The 15,711-nt window shown below is 68.2% G+C and carries 13 protein-coding genes; 8 read left to right on the top strand and 5 right to left on the bottom strand.

Annotation, left to right across the window (positions count from 1 at the left end; all coding sequences use genetic code 11):
* Nucleotides 1–80: 80 nt before the first annotated feature.
* Nucleotides 81–1,448 carry a cysteine--tRNA ligase gene (cysS, locus tag EGK76_RS08365; protein ID WP_123832307.1) on the bottom strand — a complete coding sequence of 456 codons (1,368 nt, stop codon included), beginning with the start codon at nt 1,446–1,448 and terminating at the stop codon, nt 81–83.
* Between the two features lie 274 nt (nt 1,449–1,722).
* Here cysS and EGK76_RS08370 point away from each other — a divergent pair, with 274 nt between their 5' ends.
* The 8 genes from EGK76_RS08370 to EGK76_RS08405 all read left to right on the top strand — a co-directional run bounded on the left by EGK76_RS08370 (nt 1,723) and on the right by EGK76_RS08405 (nt 9,855).
* The gene (locus tag EGK76_RS08370) at nt 1,723–2,094 is read left to right on the top strand and encodes a hypothetical protein (RefSeq protein ID WP_342744057.1); all 372 of its coding nucleotides are present in this window, start codon (nt 1,723–1,725) and stop codon (nt 2,092–2,094) included.
* 288 nt (nt 2,095–2,382) lie between these two features.
* Complete coding sequence (locus tag EGK76_RS08375; protein WP_096297759.1) at nt 2,383–3,393, top strand: N-acetylornithine carbamoyltransferase; 1,011 nt, start codon at nt 2,383–2,385, stop codon at nt 3,391–3,393.
* A 51-nt stretch (nt 3,394–3,444) separates the two neighbouring features.
* Nucleotides 3,445–4,650, top strand: coding sequence for an argininosuccinate synthase (locus EGK76_RS08380; protein ID WP_096297761.1), 1,206 nt, complete (start codon nt 3,445–3,447; stop codon nt 4,648–4,650).
* A 143-nt stretch (nt 4,651–4,793) separates the two neighbouring features.
* The gene (locus EGK76_RS08385; protein WP_123832308.1) at nt 4,794–5,909 is read left to right on the top strand and encodes an acetylornithine deacetylase; all 1,116 of its coding nucleotides are present in this window, start codon (nt 4,794–4,796) and stop codon (nt 5,907–5,909) included.
* 52 nt (nt 5,910–5,961) lie between these two features.
* Nucleotides 5,962–7,287, top strand: coding sequence for an acetylglutamate kinase (locus EGK76_RS08390; RefSeq protein WP_096297765.1), 1,326 nt, complete (start codon nt 5,962–5,964; stop codon nt 7,285–7,287).
* 10 nt (nt 7,288–7,297) lie between these two features.
* Entirely contained in the window at nt 7,298–8,248 is a 951-nt protein-coding gene (gene argC, locus EGK76_RS08395; protein ID WP_123832309.1) for an N-acetyl-gamma-glutamyl-phosphate reductase, read from the top strand.
* Nucleotides 8,249–8,296: 48 nt separating this feature from the next.
* Nucleotides 8,297–9,592: an argininosuccinate lyase gene (argH, locus tag EGK76_RS08400; RefSeq protein ID WP_123832310.1), complete on the top strand. Its 1,296-nt coding sequence runs from the start codon at nt 8,297–8,299 to the stop codon at nt 9,590–9,592.
* Nucleotides 9,589–9,855 carry a YciI family protein gene (locus EGK76_RS08405; protein WP_123832311.1) on the top strand — a complete coding sequence of 89 codons (267 nt, stop codon included), beginning with the start codon at nt 9,589–9,591 and terminating at the stop codon, nt 9,853–9,855. Before argH ends, EGK76_RS08405 begins: the two co-directional genes overlap by 4 nt.
* Before the next feature lie 87 nt (nt 9,856–9,942).
* Here the strand turns inward: EGK76_RS08405 and pgaD are convergent, their stop codons facing one another.
* From pgaD to pgaA, 4 genes are read right to left on the bottom strand one after another with little or no spacing between them, the layout of a single operon-like run.
* Nucleotides 9,943–10,383: a poly-beta-1,6-N-acetyl-D-glucosamine biosynthesis protein PgaD gene (gene pgaD, locus EGK76_RS08410; RefSeq protein ID WP_158613472.1), complete on the bottom strand. Its 441-nt coding sequence runs from the start codon at nt 10,381–10,383 to the stop codon at nt 9,943–9,945.
* Nucleotides 10,380–11,639 carry a poly-beta-1,6-N-acetyl-D-glucosamine synthase gene (pgaC, locus tag EGK76_RS08415; RefSeq protein ID WP_096297774.1) on the bottom strand — a complete coding sequence of 420 codons (1,260 nt, stop codon included), beginning with the start codon at nt 11,637–11,639 and terminating at the stop codon, nt 10,380–10,382. The genes pgaD and pgaC overlap by 4 nt, the downstream gene beginning before the upstream one ends.
* A 2-nt stretch (nt 11,640–11,641) precedes the next feature.
* A complete protein-coding gene (pgaB, locus tag EGK76_RS08420; RefSeq protein ID WP_123832313.1) occupies nt 11,642–13,531 on the bottom strand; it encodes a poly-beta-1,6-N-acetyl-D-glucosamine N-deacetylase PgaB in 1,890 nt (629 codons plus the stop codon).
* Nucleotides 13,531–15,576: a poly-beta-1,6 N-acetyl-D-glucosamine export porin PgaA gene (gene pgaA, locus EGK76_RS08425; RefSeq protein ID WP_158613473.1), complete on the bottom strand. Its 2,046-nt coding sequence runs from the start codon at nt 15,574–15,576 to the stop codon at nt 13,531–13,533. Before pgaA ends, pgaB begins: the two co-directional genes overlap by 1 nt.
* Nucleotides 15,577–15,711 lie beyond the last annotated feature (135 nt).

A 15,711-nucleotide genomic window follows, 5' to 3' on the forward strand; every position in this document is an offset into this window, starting at 1 on the left:
GGGTTTCGCGGAGCTGCCGCTGGATGGTCACCGCACGCAGTGACCCGGCGTGTACCGGGTGGCGCGATCGGAAGACCCGATCAGCCGCGTTTCCAGCGCACGCCCTGCGGCGTGTCCTCGAGCACGATCCGCTCTGCCGCAAGCTGGTCGCGGATTGCATCGGCGCGGGCGAAGTCGCGGGCCTGCTTGGCGGCGACGCGCTCGTCGATCAACGCCTGGATGCGCGCATCGTCATCATCGCTGGCGCCCCGGGCGAACCAGTCTGCGGGCGCCTGCTGCAGCAGGCCCAGAGCGAGCCCGGCGCCCAGCAGTTCGGCCTTGAGGGCCGTGCGCGCCGACGCGTCGCTGGCCTTGCGCGCCTCGCCGGCGATGCGCGACAGCTCGGCCAGCGCCGCCGGCGTGTTGAGGTCCTCATCGAGCGCGCTTTCGATGCTGGCCGGAATGCGCGCCGCGGCGTCGACGTCGCCCAGATCGCGCAGCGTGCCGTAGAGCCGGTCGAGCGTACGCACCGACTGCTCGATCAGCCCGTCCGACCAGTCCAGAGGCTGACGGTAATGCGCAGACAGCAGGGCATAGCGCAGCGCTTCGGGCGGGTGCGCGCGGACCAGGTCATGGACCCGCTCGATGTTGCCGATCGACTTGGACATCTTGCTGCCGGCAAACGTCAGCATGCCGTTGTGCAGCCAGACCTTCGCGAACGGCGCGCCGCCGTGGGCGCACTCGCTCTGCGCGATCTCGTTCTCGTGGTGGGGGAACTGCAGGTCCACGCCGCCGGCATGGATGTCGATGGTCGGGCCCAGATGCGCAGCGGCCATCGCCGAGCATTCGATGTGCCACCCGGGCCGGCCCGTGCCCCAGGGTGATTCCCAGCCGGGCAGGTCGGGCGTGGAGGGTTTCCACAGAACGAAATCGCCCGGATCGCGCTTGTACGGCGCAACCTCGACGCGCGCGCCGGCGAGCATGTCCTCGGTGTCGCGGCGCGAAAGCTTGCCGTAGCCGTCGAAGCTGCCGACCGCGAACAGCACATGGCCCTCGGCGGCGTAGGCGTGGCCGCTTTCGATCAGGCGCTCGATCATCGCGATGATCTCGCCCATATGCGCCGTGGCGGCGGGTTCGATGTCCGGCGGGGCGATTCCGAGCGAGGCCATGTCCTCGCGGTAGGCGGCGGCAAAACGGTCGGTGATCGTCGAGATCGGCACGCCCTGTTCGCGCGCGGCGGCATTGATCTTGTCGTCCACGTCGGTGATGTTGCGCGCGTACTTCAGCGCGCCATGCCGGCGCCGCAGGAGGTCGGCCAGCACGCCGAACACGACCGGTCCGCGCGCGTTGCCGATATGCACGTAGTTGTAGACCGTGGGTCCGCAGACGTACATGGTCGGGCAGGCGGGATCCAGTGGCGCAAACGGCTCGACGCGTCGCGTGAGGCTGTTGAAGAGATGCAGGGACATGTCGCGCTCGCCGGGGAAACCGCACGATTCTACCGGCGGTCGGGCCGCCGCGCCCGATTCCGCCGGTGCGCTCGCTGGCGCGCCACGGCTGCGGCCAGGCAGGCGCACGACAGCGCCGATTCAGCCCGGGGACGGGGGGGCGGCCTACACTGGCCCGGTGTCCAATCCGTTTCGCGCCCACCTCTGCCCAAGCGCTGCACTGCCTGTCGTGGCGGTGCTGATGGCGTGTGCGTCGCCCGCGTTCGCGCAGGGCGCCCCCCCGGAAAATGCGCGGATGGAGTATGCCCAGGTGCTGCGCGCCGAGCCGGTCTACCAGACCCTGCGCGCAACCAGCATGGTCGAGCGCTGCGAAGCGACGACCCCGGTGAATGCCGACGATCAGCGGCGCGGGGTCGCGCGCTGGGTGGGCGCGGTCAAGGACGTGCTGCGTTCGGACGAGGATCTGGTGGAAGAGGTCGACCGCTCGGCAGGTGGCAATTGCCGCATGGTGCCGATCGAGCGCGAGTTCCGCCGGCCGATCGCCTACGACGTCGACTATGTGCACAAGGGCGTCAAGTACCGCTCGCGGTTGCCCTATGACCCCGGCAACCGCTTGCGCGTGCGGGTATCGGTGACGCCGGTGGTGCCGCCGGCCAGCGAACGTTGAACCGCAGCGTCGTGGCGGTTGCAGCGCAGCGCGCTGCGTGCGAGGATGCGCGCCTCATGAACGCCCTTCGCACCGACGCCGACATCCTGACCTCCGCCCGTATGGCGTCTGGCATGACCTCGCGCGCGCGTCGACCGGAAGCCCACATCTTCCCGGGTTGATCGAACGCGCGTCGCTTGTGCGAGCTGTTCTGCAGAAACCCGGCCGATGCCGGGTTTTTTCGTTTTCCGGAACTCCGATCCGCCGCGTCAACCGATCCTTCCTTCCATCGCCTCCACGAGATTCCCGATGACCGCGATCCGACACTTCCTCAACACGCAGGACTGGTCCCGACCCGACCTCGACGCCCTGCTGGCCGACGCCGCGCGCTTCAAGCGCGAGAAGCTCGGTGACGCGCTCAAGGGACGTTCGATCGCGCTGGTGTTCTTCAATCCGTCGATGCGCACGCGCACCAGCTTCGAACTCGGCGCCTTCCAGCTCGGCGGCCACGCCATCGTGCTGCAGCCGGGCAAGGACGCGTGGCCGATCGAGTTCGACTTGGGCACGGTGATGGACGGCGACACCGAGGAGCACATCGCCGAGGTCGCGCGAGTGCTCGGCCGCTACGTCGACATGATCGGCGTGCGCGCGTTCCCGAAGTTCGTCGACTGGTCGGTCGACCGCGAGGACCGCGTGCTCAGGGCCTTCGCGCACTACTCGCCGGTGCCGGTGATCAACATGGAGACCATCACCCATCCCTGCCAGGAGCTCGCGCACGCGCTGGCCCTGCAGGAGCATTTCGGCACGTCCGATCTGCGCGGCAAGAAGTACGTGCTGACCTGGACCTATCACCCCAAGCCGCTCAACACCGCGGTCGCCAACTCGGCGCTGACCATCGCCACGCGCATGGGCATGGACGTGACCCTGCTGTGCCCCACGCCCGATTACGTGCTCGACGAGCGTTACATGGACTGGGCTGAAGCCAACGTGGCCGAGAGCGGGGGCTCGCTGCAGGTCAGCCACGACATCGAAAGCGCCTATGCGGGTGCGGATGTGGTGTACGCCAAGAGCTGGGGCGCGCTGCCGTTCTTCGGCAACTGGGCGCCGGAGAAGCCGATCCGCGACCGGTACAGGCACTTCATCGTCGATGAGGCCAAGATGGCGCTGACCAACAACGGCGTGTTCTCGCACTGCCTGCCGCTGCGCCGCAACGTCAAGGCGACCGATGCGGTCATGGATTCACCGCAATGCATCGCCATCAACGAAGCCGAGAACCGCCTGCACGTGCAGAAGGCGGTCATGGCGACCCTGATGCGCTGACGCACGCCGCACCCGAAACCGAATTTTTCCGCATCCCCACGGACCATCTCCATGACCAGCGTCAATACCTCGCGCGACATCGTCCTCGCCTTCTCCGGTGGCCTCGACACCAGCTTCTGCGTTCCCTATCTCAAGGAGCAGGGCTGGACGGTGCATACCGTCTTCGCCGACACCGGCGGCGTGGATGCCGAAGAGCGCGCCTTCATCGAACAGCGCGCGGCCGAACTGGGCGTCGCCAGCCATGTCACCGTCGATGGCGGTCCCGCGATCTGGGAAGGCTTCGTCAAGCCCTTCGTCTGGGCCGGCGAGGCCTACCAGGGCCAGTACCCGCTGCTGGTGTCGGACCGCTACCTGATCGTCGATGCCGCGCTCGCGCGCGCCGCCGAGCTGGGCACCAACGCGATCGCGCACGGCTGCACCGGCATGGGCAACGACCAGGTGCGGTTCGATCTGGCGGTCAAGGCGCAGGGCGACTACCGCATCGTGGCGCCGATCCGCGAGATCCAGAAGGAACATACGCAGACGCGCGCCTACGAGCAGGCCTATCTGGAGGAGCGCGGCTTCGGCGTGCGCGCCAAGCAGCAGGCCTACACCATCAACGAGAACCTGCTGGGCCTGACGATGTCGGGCGGCGAGATCGACCGTTGGGAAGCGCCGGGCGAGGGTGCCCGTGGCTGGTGCGCGCCGCGCGCCGAATGGCCGGAGGCACCGTTGCAGGTCAAGGTCCGTTTCGAGCAGGGCACTGCGGTCGCGCTCGACGGCGAAACGATGCCCGGTGCGCAGATCCTGGCCAAGCTCAATGCACTGTTCGCGCCCTACGGCGTGGGCCGCGGCGTCTACACCGGCGACACCGTGATCGGCCTCAAGGGCCGCATCGTGTACGAAGCGCCGGGCCTGGTTTCATTGCTCGCCGCGCACCGCGCGCTCGAAGACACCGTGCTGACCAAGCAGCAGAACCGCTTCAAGCCCGAGGTCGCGCGCAAGTGGACCGAGCTGGTCTACGAGGGCTTCTTCCACGATCCGCTCAAGGCGGATATCGAGGCGTTCCTCGCCTCCTCGCAGGCGAAAGTCACCGGTGAAGTGGTGCTGGAAACCCGCGGCGGCCGCGTCGATGCGGTGGCGGTGACCTCCCCGCACATCCTCAACGCCAAGGGCGCCACGTATGCGCAGTCGGCGGACTGGGGCGTGGAAGAAGCCGAGGGCTTCATCAAGCTGTTCGGCATGAGCTCGACGCTGTACGCGCAGGTCAACCGCTGAGCGTCGAGCCCCTCTCCCTCTAGGGGTTGGGGTGAGGGCCGCGCGGCCGTTCAGGGCGCGTGCGCCCGAGCACGCTCATCCGCTCCTTCGTGCCGCCTTCTCCGCAGGGAGAAGAACTCACCCGTCCAGAACTCCGTGAACCCATGACCGATCTGCTCGCCACCACCCTCGACCACCTCCAACAGCTGGTGTCCTTCGATACCCGCAATCCGCCGCGTGCGATTCCGGCCGAGGGCGGGATCTTCGACTACATCCGCAGCCGCCTGCCGGGCTTCGAGGTCGAGGTGATCGACCACGGCGCCGGCGCGGTGAGCCTGTACGCGGTACGCGGGACGCCGAAGGTGCTGTTCAACGTGCACCTCGATACCGTCCCCGACTCCCCCGACTGGAGCGCCGATCCGCACGTGATGCGGCGCCTCGAAGATCGCGTGGTCGGTCTGGGCGTCTGCGACATCAAAGGCGCCGCGGCGGCGCTGATTGCAGCGGTCAACGCCGGTGACGGCGATGCGGCATTGCTGTTCTCGTCCGACGAGGAAGCCAATGACCCGCGCTGCATCGCCGCGTTCCTCGCCCGGCGGCTGGACTTCGATGCGGTGATCGTGGCCGAGCCGACGAACTGCGAGGCCGTGCTCGCGCATCGCGGTATCAGTTCGGTGCTGATGCGCTTCGCCGGCACCGCCGGCCATGCGTCAGGCAAGCAGGATCCGGCGGCCAGCGCGCTGCATCAGGCGATGCGTTGGGGTGGCCGTGCGCTGGACCATGTCGAATCGCTGGACCACGCGCGCTTCGGGGGGCTGACCGGCCTGCGCTTCAACATCGGCCGGGTCGAGGGCGGTATCAAGGGCAACGTCATCGCACCGGCCGCCGAGCTTCGGTTCGGGTTCCGGCCGCTGCCGTCGATGGATGTCGACGGCCTGCTGGCGACATTCGCCGGCTTCGCCCAACCCGAGGCCGCCCATTTCGAAGAGACCTTCCGCGGGCCGAGCCTGCCGTCCGGCGCGGCTTCCGATGGGAGTGCTGCCAATGCCGAGGAGCGGCGCCTCGCCGCGCGCGACATCGCCGATGCCTTCGATCTGCCGATCGGCAATGCGGTCGATTTCTGGACCGAGGCGTCGCTGTTCTCGGCGGGTGGCTACACCGCGTTCGTGTTCGGGCCGGGCGACATCGCCCAGGCACACACGGCCGACGAGTTCGTCACCTTGGCGCAACTGCAGCGCTACGCCGACGCCGTGCACCGGATCATCAACGCACCGGCCTGAGCCGGCCGACCTGTTTTTCCCCATTCGCCGTCCCATCCACACAAGCCGACCCGTGAACATTCCCGCGACCCACGTCCAGACCCGCCAGACCATCGTGCGCCTGCTCTCGAGCATGGCCAGCGCGAAGGAGATCAGCCAGTACCTCAAGCGCTTCTCTCAGCTCGACGCCAAGCGCTTCGCCGTGGTCAAGGTCGGGGGCGCGGTGCTGCGCGACGAGCTCGACGACCTGACGTCCTCGCTGTCGTTCCTGCAGGAAGTCGGCCTCACCCCGATCGTGCTGCACGGCGCGGGCCCGCAGCTCGATGCCGAACTTGCCGCGGCCGGCATCGAGAAGCAGACCGTCGACGGCCTGCGCGTGACCACGCCCGAGGCGCTGGCCATCGTGCGCCGCGTGTTCCAGGCGGCGAACCTGCGCCTGGTCGAGGCCCTGCAGCGAAATGGCGCGCGTGCAACCTCGATCACCGGCGGTGTATTCGAGGCGACGTATCTCGACCAGGCGACCTACGGCCTGGTCGGCGAAGTGAACGCAGTGAACCTCGCGCCCATCGAGGCCAGCCTGCAGGCCGGTTCGATCCCGGTGATCACCAGCCTGGGCGAAACCGCGTCGGGACAGATCCTCAACATCAACGCCGACTTCGCCGCCAACGAACTCGTGCGCGAACTGCAGCCCTACAAGATCATCTTCCTCACCGGCACCGGTGGCCTGCTCGATGCCAACGGCAAGGTCATCGATTCGATCAACCTGTCCACCGAGTACGACCATCTGATCGAGCAGCCATGGCTGCATGGCGGCATGAAGGTCAAGATCGAGCAGATCAAGGCACTGCTCGAAGGGTTGCCGATGGCGTCGTCGGTCTCGATCACGCGGCCGGCCGACCTGGCCAAGGAGCTGTTCACGCACAAGGGCTCGGGCACCCTGGTCCGCCGCGGCGAGCAGGTGCTGCGGGTGACCGAATGGTCCCGGCTGGATCTGGCGCGGTTGAAGTCGCTGATCGAATCGAGCTTCGGCCGCGAACTCGCGCCGGACTATTTCGAGCGCACGCCGCTGCTGCGCGCCTACGTCAGCGAGAACTACCGCGCCGCGGTGATCCTCACCGAAGGCGACGGGATGGTGTACCTGGACAAGTTCGCGGTGCTCGACGACGCGCAGGGCGAGGGCCTGGGGCGCGCGGTATGGAACGTGATGCGCGAAGAGACCCCGCAGCTGTTCTGGCGGTCGCGCCACGACAACGCGGTGAACATTTTCTACTACGCCCAGTCAGACGGCTGCATCAAGCAGGAAAAGTGGAAGGTGTTCTGGTACGGGCTCGACGGCTTCGAACAGATCCAGCGCTGCGTCGCCCATTGCGCGGCGCGCGTGCCGACGCTGGTCGGTTGAGGGCACTGCAATGACCCAGAAGAAGACCATCGGCATCGTCGGCGCGCGCGGCCATACCGGCCGGGAGCTGATCCGCCTCGTCGCCGCGCATCCGGGCCTTGAGCTCGCATTCGTGTCCTCGCGCGAGCTGGGCGGCCAGCGCGTCTCCGACCACAACGACGGGTGGCAGGGCGACCTGCGTTTCGAGAACCTCGACGCCGATGCCGTTGCGGCAAAGCGTGCCGATGCGGTGATCCTCGCGCTGCCCAATGGCAAGGCCGCGCCGTTCGTCGCCGCGATCGATGCGGCCAAGCCGGACACGGTGATTGCCGACCTGTCGGCCGATTACCGCTTCGACGCAGGCTGGTACTACGGACTGCCGGAGCTCACCCGCGGCCGCTACGCCGGCCAGCGCCGGATCAGCAATCCCGGCTGCTATGCGACCGCGATGCAGCTGGCGATCGCGCCGCTGGCGAGCCGGCTGGCCGGTCCGCCGCAGTGCTTCGGGGTTTCCGGATATTCCGGCGCCGGCACGACCCCGTCGGACAAGAACAACCTCGAGCTGCTGGCCGACAACCTGATGCCTTACGCGCTGACCGATCACGTGCACGAGCGGGAGGTGTCGAAGCAGTTGGCGCTGCCTGTCGAGTTCATGCCGCACGTCGCGCCGCATTTCCGTGGAATCACGATGACGGTGAACATGTGGCTGTCGTCACCGATGTCGCGCGATGCGGTCAAGGCGCTGTTCGAGACGCGATATGCCGACGAACCGCTGGTCGAGGTCATCGACGATGCGCCGTGGGTCAGCCGCATCGCCGGTCGCCACGGCGCGCAGATCGGCGCGTTCACGATGGCGCCCGGCAACGGACGTGTCGTGGTCGTGGCGACGCTCGACAATCTGCTCAAGGGCGCGGCGACGCAGGCCATGCAGAACCTCAATCTCGCGCTGGGCTTCGACGAGCTCACCTCCATCCCGCATTGATCCTCCTCCGCAGGCGTGCGCGCCTGCGGATCCGAAACGGAATCCGACATGAGCACTCTCCTGTGGCAGAAGCCCGGCGTCGCCGTCGACACCAAGATCCAGGCGTTCCTCGCCGGTGACGACGTCATCCTCGACCGCGAGTTCTTCCTGCACGACATCGCTGCGAGCGCCGCGCATGCGCAGGGCCTGCAGCGCGTCGGCATCCTCTCGGCCGATGAACTCGCTGGCCTCGAGCGCGAACTGGCCAGGCTGGCCGAGGATTTCCGCAGTGGCGCCTTCGTACTCGACGAGCGTTTCGAGGACGGGCATTCGGCCATCGAGGCGCGCCTGACCGAACGTCTCGGCGATGCCGGCCGGCGCATCCACACCGGCCGCAGCCGCAACGACCAGGTGTTGGTCGCCACGCGCCTTTGGCTGAAGGAAAAGCTGGAGCGGCTGGCGACACTCTCGCGCGAGATCGCGAAGGTCGCGCTCGACCGCGCCGAGGCCGAGCGCGCGCTGCCGATCCCCGGCTACACCCACATCCAGCGCGCGGTGCTGTCCTCGGGCGGCATGTGGTGGTCGGGCTGGGCCGAGGCCTTCATCGACGATGCGGTACGCGCACGCGACACGCTGGCGCTGATCGACTGCAATCCGCTCGGCACCGCCGCGGGCTATGGCGTGAACCTCGCGCTCGACCGTGACCACACGACCGCCGCGCTCGGCTTCGCGCGCCTGCAGGTCTCGCCGGTCTATGCCCAGCTCTCGCGCGGCAAGTTCGAACTGGCCGCGCTCGAAGCGCTGGGCAGCGCGACACTGGACCTGCGTCGCCTGGCCTGGGACCTGTCGCTGTTCACCAGCGCCGAATACGGTTTCGTCGCGCTGCCCGCGCAGTACACCACCGGCAGCTCGATCATGCCCAACAAGCGCAATCCCGACGTCGTCGAGCTGATGCGCGCTACGCATGCCAGCGTCGCCGCGGCGCGCACCGAGATCGAGCAGCTGCTGTCGCTGCCGTCGGGATACCACCGCGACCTGCAGAGTTCCAAGGGCGCGATCTTCCACGGTTTCGGTCGCGGCCTGGCCGCCCTGGAACTGCTGCCGGCGCTGCTGGCGAACCTGGAATGGCGCGAGGATCGCCTGCGCGCCGCGGTCGATTCGGGCATGTACGCCACCGATGTCGCCGTCGAGGCTGCGATTGCCGGCGTGCCGTTCCGCGAGGCCTACCAGGCCGCCGCGGCCAGCACCGATACGGCCGGGCAGGGCCGCACGCCGGAAGGCAGTCTCGCCGCGCGCACGTCACCGGGCGGCGCGGCCGACCTGCGTCTGGACACGTTGCGCGCGCGCTGGGCTGCGCTGGCATGACCACGACGGTGCGCTATCTCGTCATGGCAATGCGCCGGCCCGGCTTCGATGCAGCGGTCATCGCACCGCACCGGGCCTTCCTCGAAGACCTGCGGACCCGCGGCCTGCTGGACATGGCCGGCGGCTTCGCCGACGGAAGCGGCGGCGCCTATGTGCTGCGCAACATCGAATCGCTTGCGCAGGCCCAGGCGATCGTGGCCACCGACCCACTGGTGCTGCAGGGCGCGAGCGATCTCACCGTCCGTGCATGGCACGTGCACTGAGCGAGCACTGTCCGAACGTGGCGGGTGCACGGCGGGTGCCGCGTCCCCTGCAGGTCCGTTCCAGCGCGCAGCGTTTCGCGCGCTCGATCAGCTGTCCGTCTGTACCGACACCGCTCGTGCGTCGTCGTCCACGACCACCCGCATGATCCGTCCGTCGCGCAGCTTTGCCGCCAGTTCCGGCGTGGCCCCCAGTGCCAGGCGTACGTCGTCGTCGATGATGCTGGCACGGCGCTGGCGGCGGTCGGTCTTCGAGAAGCGGGCGCGGTTGTATTCCGCCCAGCCGATCAGCAGGACGGCACAGACCACGGCGATCAGCGGTAGCGCCAACAGCAGGAACGGTTCGACCTCGTTCTGGTTGAGGTAGAGCCGCATGTACGCGGTTCGCGCGCCGACGTACCACGCCACCACGGTGATGAGCGGCACCCAGAGCCATACATAGAGTGTCCATGCGGCGGCAGTGAGCGCGCCCGATGCAAAGCGTTTGCCGGGGCCGCGACTCGGGCTGTGGTCGATGATGGGCGGGGTCATGCGGTGGCGCCTCGGTCGGGGCTGGTCCATACCGCGCGTTGGCGGCGTCGCAGCAGGGTGCGGGGAAGGGCGACGACAGCGGTCAGCATGCCAAGCATCCAGAACGCGATCGGGTACCAGATGACCCAGTAGAAGTGCCGGGCCATCTTGTCCTCGTAGCGGCGCTCGATGATCAGGCTGGTCGCAAACTGCAGCATGCAGACGAAGGCGAGCACCACACCATGCCAGCGCGGCAGGATGGATTCGACGTGGATGGCGGGCGGCAGCTGGATGAATTGCCCCACCAGCCACAGCACGATGATCGTCAGCATGACGTAGGCCCAGGTCAGGCTCAGCAGATACTCGAGCAGGATCCCCCACATGCGTCGCTTCTTCCACGCGAGTACGTCGCGCCCGTGGCTGAGCAGCACTTCCACGCCGCCACAGGCCCAGCGCAGGCGCTGCGCCCACAGGCCGCGGATGGTTTCCGGCATCAGGATCCAGCACAGCGCATTGGGCTCGTAGCGGATATCCCAGCCGGCCAGCTGCAGGCGCCAGGAGATGTCGATGTCCTCGGTGACCATGCGGTCGGACCAGAATCCGACGTCGTGCAGCGCTGTTCGCCGGAACGCGCAGATCACGCCCGAAATCGTGAACAGCCGGCCGTAGGTCCGCTGCGCGCGCTTGATCAGGCCGACGATCGCGGAGAACTCTCCGATCTGCATGCGCCCCATCAGTGTGGTGCGGTTGCGGATACGGGGGTTGCCGGTGACCGCGCCTACGCGCGGGCCGTCGACGAGCTGTCCGACCATCCAGCGCACCGCGTGCGGATCGAGGACGGCATCGGAATCGACGCAGACCAGATAGTCCGAGGTCGCCGCGAGCGTGCCCATACGCAGCGCATTGGCCTTGCCCTGGTTCTGCGACAGATGGATCACGCGCAACCGCGGATGGTCGGCGACCAGTGCAGCGAGCAGTTCCGGCGTGCGGTCACTGCTGCCGTCGTCGATCGCGATGATTTCGAAGTCAGGGTAGATCTGCGCCGACAGCGCGGTGATCGTCTCGACGACATGGTCCTGCTCATTGAAGCAGGGGACCAGGATGGATGCGAACGGGGCAGACGCCAGCGCTGGCGGTGCGTCCGGCCGCGGCTTTTTCCGTTCGCGGCGCAGGTAGTAGTACACGCCGCCGACGATCCAGAAGCACGCCATGACCATGGGATAGAAGAAGGCGAAATTGAACAGCCAGCGGATCCACGGAAGCGATGTCCAATCCATGTTCAGCGCTCCAGGTAGGGGAAGGCACGGGCGGACATCGCGTCGCGTGCGTCCTCGAGCGGTGGTTGCTCGCCGATGAAGTCGTCGGGGTAGTAGCCCAGATGGCGGACACCCAGCGCCTGCAGCATCCGCGATTGCGCGCGCAGGGCCGCGCCGGGCAGGGGCGCAGGCCCGCGCCAGTCCACGGTCTGCAGCTCGAACAGCGTTCTCTCCGCCCCCCCGGGAACGCGCAGCACCGCGGCCGCGAGCGTGTGCAGCCAGGCGTGGGCTCCACCGGCGTTCTCCATCTGGGGCATCGCCATCAGCGCGGTGACGTCGTAGGCGGCGAGAAAGGGCTCGAGCCGCTGCGCGAACCAGGCTTCCGACACGGGCTCCAGCACCGGCCGCGCAAACAGGTTGCGTGCGGTCATGAGCTTCGGCCGCCCGCGCTCGGCCGCGGTCCTGAGTCTCATCGTGAAATCGATCAGGGCCTGTGTGCGCGCGGCAGGAATGCCATCGCCGTAGGCGGGGATCTCATCGTCGCGCAGGTAGGCATCGTCATGGAACAGCAGACCGTCGAAATGGCTGCTGGTCGCGAGTTCGGCGTAGATATCCGAGACGATCTCCAGGGTCCGCGGATCACCGGGGTCCAGGCGCGGAATCTCGTTGTCGCCGGTCGCTGCGATCTGCAGCTCGCGCTGCAGATCCGTGTCGGCCAGCTTGAAGCCGAGCACCGGCATCCAGGCATAGACACGCACCTGGGCACGCGTGCGCAGCTGCCACGCGACGCGGTTGAACAGGTCGGCGCGCATCGGCATGTGCCGGCTCGGGAAGTACACAGCTTCGGCGGCGCCGTCGCCGTCGGGGTCGGCGAACGCCTGCAGCCACACGTGGCTCGGGCCGATGTCGTGGATGCGCTGCACCAGCACATCGACGTTGCGCGCCAGCTGCGCCGGGTCTTCGTCGTAGACGTAGTCCAGGTCGACCTGGATCGCGCGCATGCCGTCGAGCGACAGGTCGCGGCGCAGTTCTCCGGCCAGATCGCGCACGTCGGGGTTGCCGTGGATCAGCAGGCGCGCGAGGCTGGCCAGGGACGCCTGGTCGGCACTGTCCTCGCCCTGCAGGCCCAGATCGGCTTGCTGCGCGCGGCCTTCGAGATCGAACGACAGCGACATGCCCAGCGCGGTGGCGATGCCATTGGCGGGATCGTTGTAGGCCGCGTAAGGCCACACGATCACCCGTGGTGCCTGGCCGATGTTGCGTTCGATCAAGGCGCGGCTGGTCTGCAGGTCGGCTTCTATGCGCGCGCGCCAGGCGGCGTCGCTCTCGTAGACGTGGCGCTCGCTCCAGACGCGCGTGACCGCGGCCGGCGTCTGGTTGCCGAACGGATTGCCGGGCACGCCGCGATGCAGGTCGTGACTATGCGACCCGATCTCGACCAGCCCGCTGTCATGCATCTGGCGCAATTGCGCCCAGGTGAGGAAGTCCTCGGTCGTCAGATCGGATGGGCCGTAGGGCACCCGCTGGTCCGCCGGCAGTTCGACCCAGCTGGTCACTGGGGCGACCAGCGCGGGCCAGTTGTAGGCACGCAGCAACGGGAATGCATGCGTGTAGACGCTGCGCAAGCCATCGTCAAAAGTCAGCAGCACGGCCTTGTCCGGCAAGGTGCCGCGTCCGGCCCGCGCATCGATGACCGCCTGCACGCTGACCGCCTGGTAGCCGTGTGCCCGCAGCCAGTCCAGGTGCTGGGCGAAATTGGTCGTGGACACCGCATAGGGATCGGGATCGCCCTTGGGCGCCACGTCGTCGCGGATGTCGTGATAGCTCAGCACCAGCAGCGAGGCCCGGGATGGTGACAGGGCCGACAGCAGCGCCAGCAATCCGGCAGCGAGCCAGCCGCGTGCGGACGACATCATCGGGCACCTCCCCAGCGCAGTTCGATATCGAAGGCGACGCGCTGCTCGCGCAGGCCGTCATAGACCGGACGCGACCATGCCACGCCGTATTCCAGCTCGTGTCCATCGCGCCGCCACAGGTGGCGATAGCCCAGCGACGGCACCCAGTGCGTACCCGCGTCACGCTGCCAGTACGGGCCGGCCAGCAGCTCGATACGCTGCTGGAACGCGGTCTCGTAGCGCCGCCAGGTGATGTGGTCCAGGCGCAGGCCGAGGTGCGCCGACGCGTCGCGTTCGGGATTGAAGTAGCCCACCGTGTCGCCGCGCGAGCTCCGGCTGGCATAGACCGACAGCAGGCCGTCGACCATCAGGTGCGGTCGCGTCATCAGGCGCTGCGCGGCACCGACGCCGAGCTGGTCGCGCGTGTTGCCGTCGTCGTAGCGCAGCCGTGACAGCCGGCCCTGCAGCGCGAAGGTGTCGCTGGGCACATAAGACGCGGTAAGCGTCGCGCTGTCGGCGTCAATGCCCAGACGCCGGGCCTGCAGCGAGGTGTCCTGAGCGTTGCGCGCGAGTTCCACGCCGGTGCGCCAGGCATCGTTGAAGCGCCAGTCTGCGCCGAGTGTCCACGTCGCGCCGCTCGATGCGCCACCGGCTGCGCCGACCGTCGCCCATGCACCGAGCCTGTCGTGGCGATACCAGGTGCCGACGCCGGCGGCGCGATGCCGGACGCGGCCATCGATGAAATCGGCCCAGTCCTCGTGTGCGAACACGCCGGCCCGCCAGCGGTCGTCGATCAGCGGCGAACGCACTTCGAGCGCCCAGCCGCCATCGCGACTGCCGAACGGCGAGATCAAGGGGTCGGCGCCATCGCGCTGGCGGCTGCGACCACGGCGCGCCGACAAGGTTGCCTGCACCCCGCGGTGGCGGTCGAGATCGCGTTCGACACGGTCCAGTCGCGGGTCCTCGGGATGCGCCTGCCGCAGCGTGGCAACTGCCGAGCGCGCCTCCCCGATGCGATCGAGCGCGGACAACGCAGAGACCTGGCCGGCGAGTGCGTCGCGGGCGCCCGGCGTCATCGTCAGTGCCATCCTGTAGCGTTCCAGCGCCGCGCTCGGTCGCAGCCGGCGCGACTGCACGGCGCCGTATGCGGCCTGCAGCCCCGGATTGGCCGGTCCAATGCCGGTGAGTGGCTGCAGCATCGCCTCGGCGCGCGCATGGTCGTTGGCATAGGAATGCGCCAGCGCGTGGTTGAGATCGGCGCTGTAGCGGTCCCAGTTCTGGTACCCCGCGGCAGCGCCGGCCTGGCGTGGCCAGGCGGCCTGCGATGCGGCGAGGGTCTCCATCAGCGGCAGGGCGCGGTCGAAGCGCTCGGTCTCGATGAAGGCGTAACCGAGCAGGATGCGGACGTTGACGTCGTGCGGCTTGTGCGCGACCGCGGCCTCGAGCACGGGGATCGCGTCGGCCGGTCGGCGCAGCGCGAGCAGCGAATCGCCAACGGTGCCGAGGATGTACGCAGGAACCTCGATACCGTCATCGAGCAGTGCCTGGTAGCCGTCCACGACCGCCTCGTGCCGCTGCAGGTGGTTCAACGCCGACAGCGCATCCACACGCAGGCGGGTGGCTTCCCAGGTCGTGGCGCGCGGAGACTCGCGCTGCATGCGCTCAAGGGCGGCCAGCGCTGCCTGGCTTTCCGCCAGTCGCGCGGCCGGGGTTTCGGGCTCTACGCGCCCCCAGCCGATGGCGCGGGCGAGCGCATCGCCCTGGATGCGTTCCCGCTCGAAATCGGCAAACAGTTGCGGACGCTGCGCCATCGCCTCGGCCGCGAGCGCCGACGCGCCCAATGCGTCCAGGGCGAGGACCCGCTGACGGAAGGCGTCGTTGTCGCCGGCGTCGGCAGCCAGCCGTCCCTGCGCTGCACGCAGCGCGATCGTGGGGCTGGGGGCGGCATTGTCCGGATCGGCCGCGGCAGGTGCCTCGGCCGCCAGGACAGGCGGAATCGACGAGCACAGGGTGGCGGCAAGGACATGCGGAAGATACGCATGGCGCAACAGGGCGAAGGGCACGAAGGGGGCATCCGGAAGAGGGCGACGTCGAATCGCACTCCTCTGCGCTCCGACCGCACGCATCCTGTTGTGACGTACGTCAAGGATTCGTGTGTGGATCCTGTTAATTAATCTATTATTCAGTCGTGTCCGCTG

It is taken from the genome of Luteimonas sp. 100069, assembly GCF_003813845.1.
GTDB lineage: Bacteria > Pseudomonadota > Gammaproteobacteria > Xanthomonadales > Xanthomonadaceae > Luteimonas > Luteimonas chenhongjianii.

Excerpts from the sequence above, each read along its gene's own strand:
- cysS (WP_123832307.1), bottom strand. The coding sequence starts at position 1,448 with ATGTCCCTGCATCTCTTCAACAGCCTCACGCGACGCGTCGAGCCGTTT.
- EGK76_RS08370 (WP_342744057.1), top strand. The coding sequence starts at position 1,723 with ATGGAGTATGCCCAGGTGCTGCGCGCCGAGCCGGTCTACCAGACCCTG.
- EGK76_RS08375 (WP_096297759.1), top strand. The coding sequence starts at position 2,383 with ATGACCGCGATCCGACACTTCCTCAACACGCAGGACTGGTCCCGACCC.
- EGK76_RS08380 (WP_096297761.1), top strand. The coding sequence starts at position 3,445 with ATGACCAGCGTCAATACCTCGCGCGACATCGTCCTCGCCTTCTCCGGT.
- EGK76_RS08385 (WP_123832308.1), top strand. The coding sequence starts at position 4,794 with ATGACCGATCTGCTCGCCACCACCCTCGACCACCTCCAACAGCTGGTG.
- argC (WP_123832309.1), top strand. The coding sequence starts at position 7,298 with ATGACCCAGAAGAAGACCATCGGCATCGTCGGCGCGCGCGGCCATACC.
- argH (WP_123832310.1), top strand. The coding sequence starts at position 8,297 with ATGAGCACTCTCCTGTGGCAGAAGCCCGGCGTCGCCGTCGACACCAAG.
- EGK76_RS08405 (WP_123832311.1), top strand. The coding sequence starts at position 9,589 with ATGACCACGACGGTGCGCTATCTCGTCATGGCAATGCGCCGGCCCGGC.
- pgaD (WP_158613472.1), bottom strand. The coding sequence starts at position 10,383 with ATGACCCCGCCCATCATCGACCACAGCCCGAGTCGCGGCCCCGGCAAA.
- pgaC (WP_096297774.1), bottom strand. The coding sequence starts at position 11,639 with ATGGATTGGACATCGCTTCCGTGGATCCGCTGGCTGTTCAATTTCGCC.
- pgaB (WP_123832313.1), bottom strand. The coding sequence starts at position 13,531 with ATGTCGTCCGCACGCGGCTGGCTCGCTGCCGGATTGCTGGCGCTGCTG.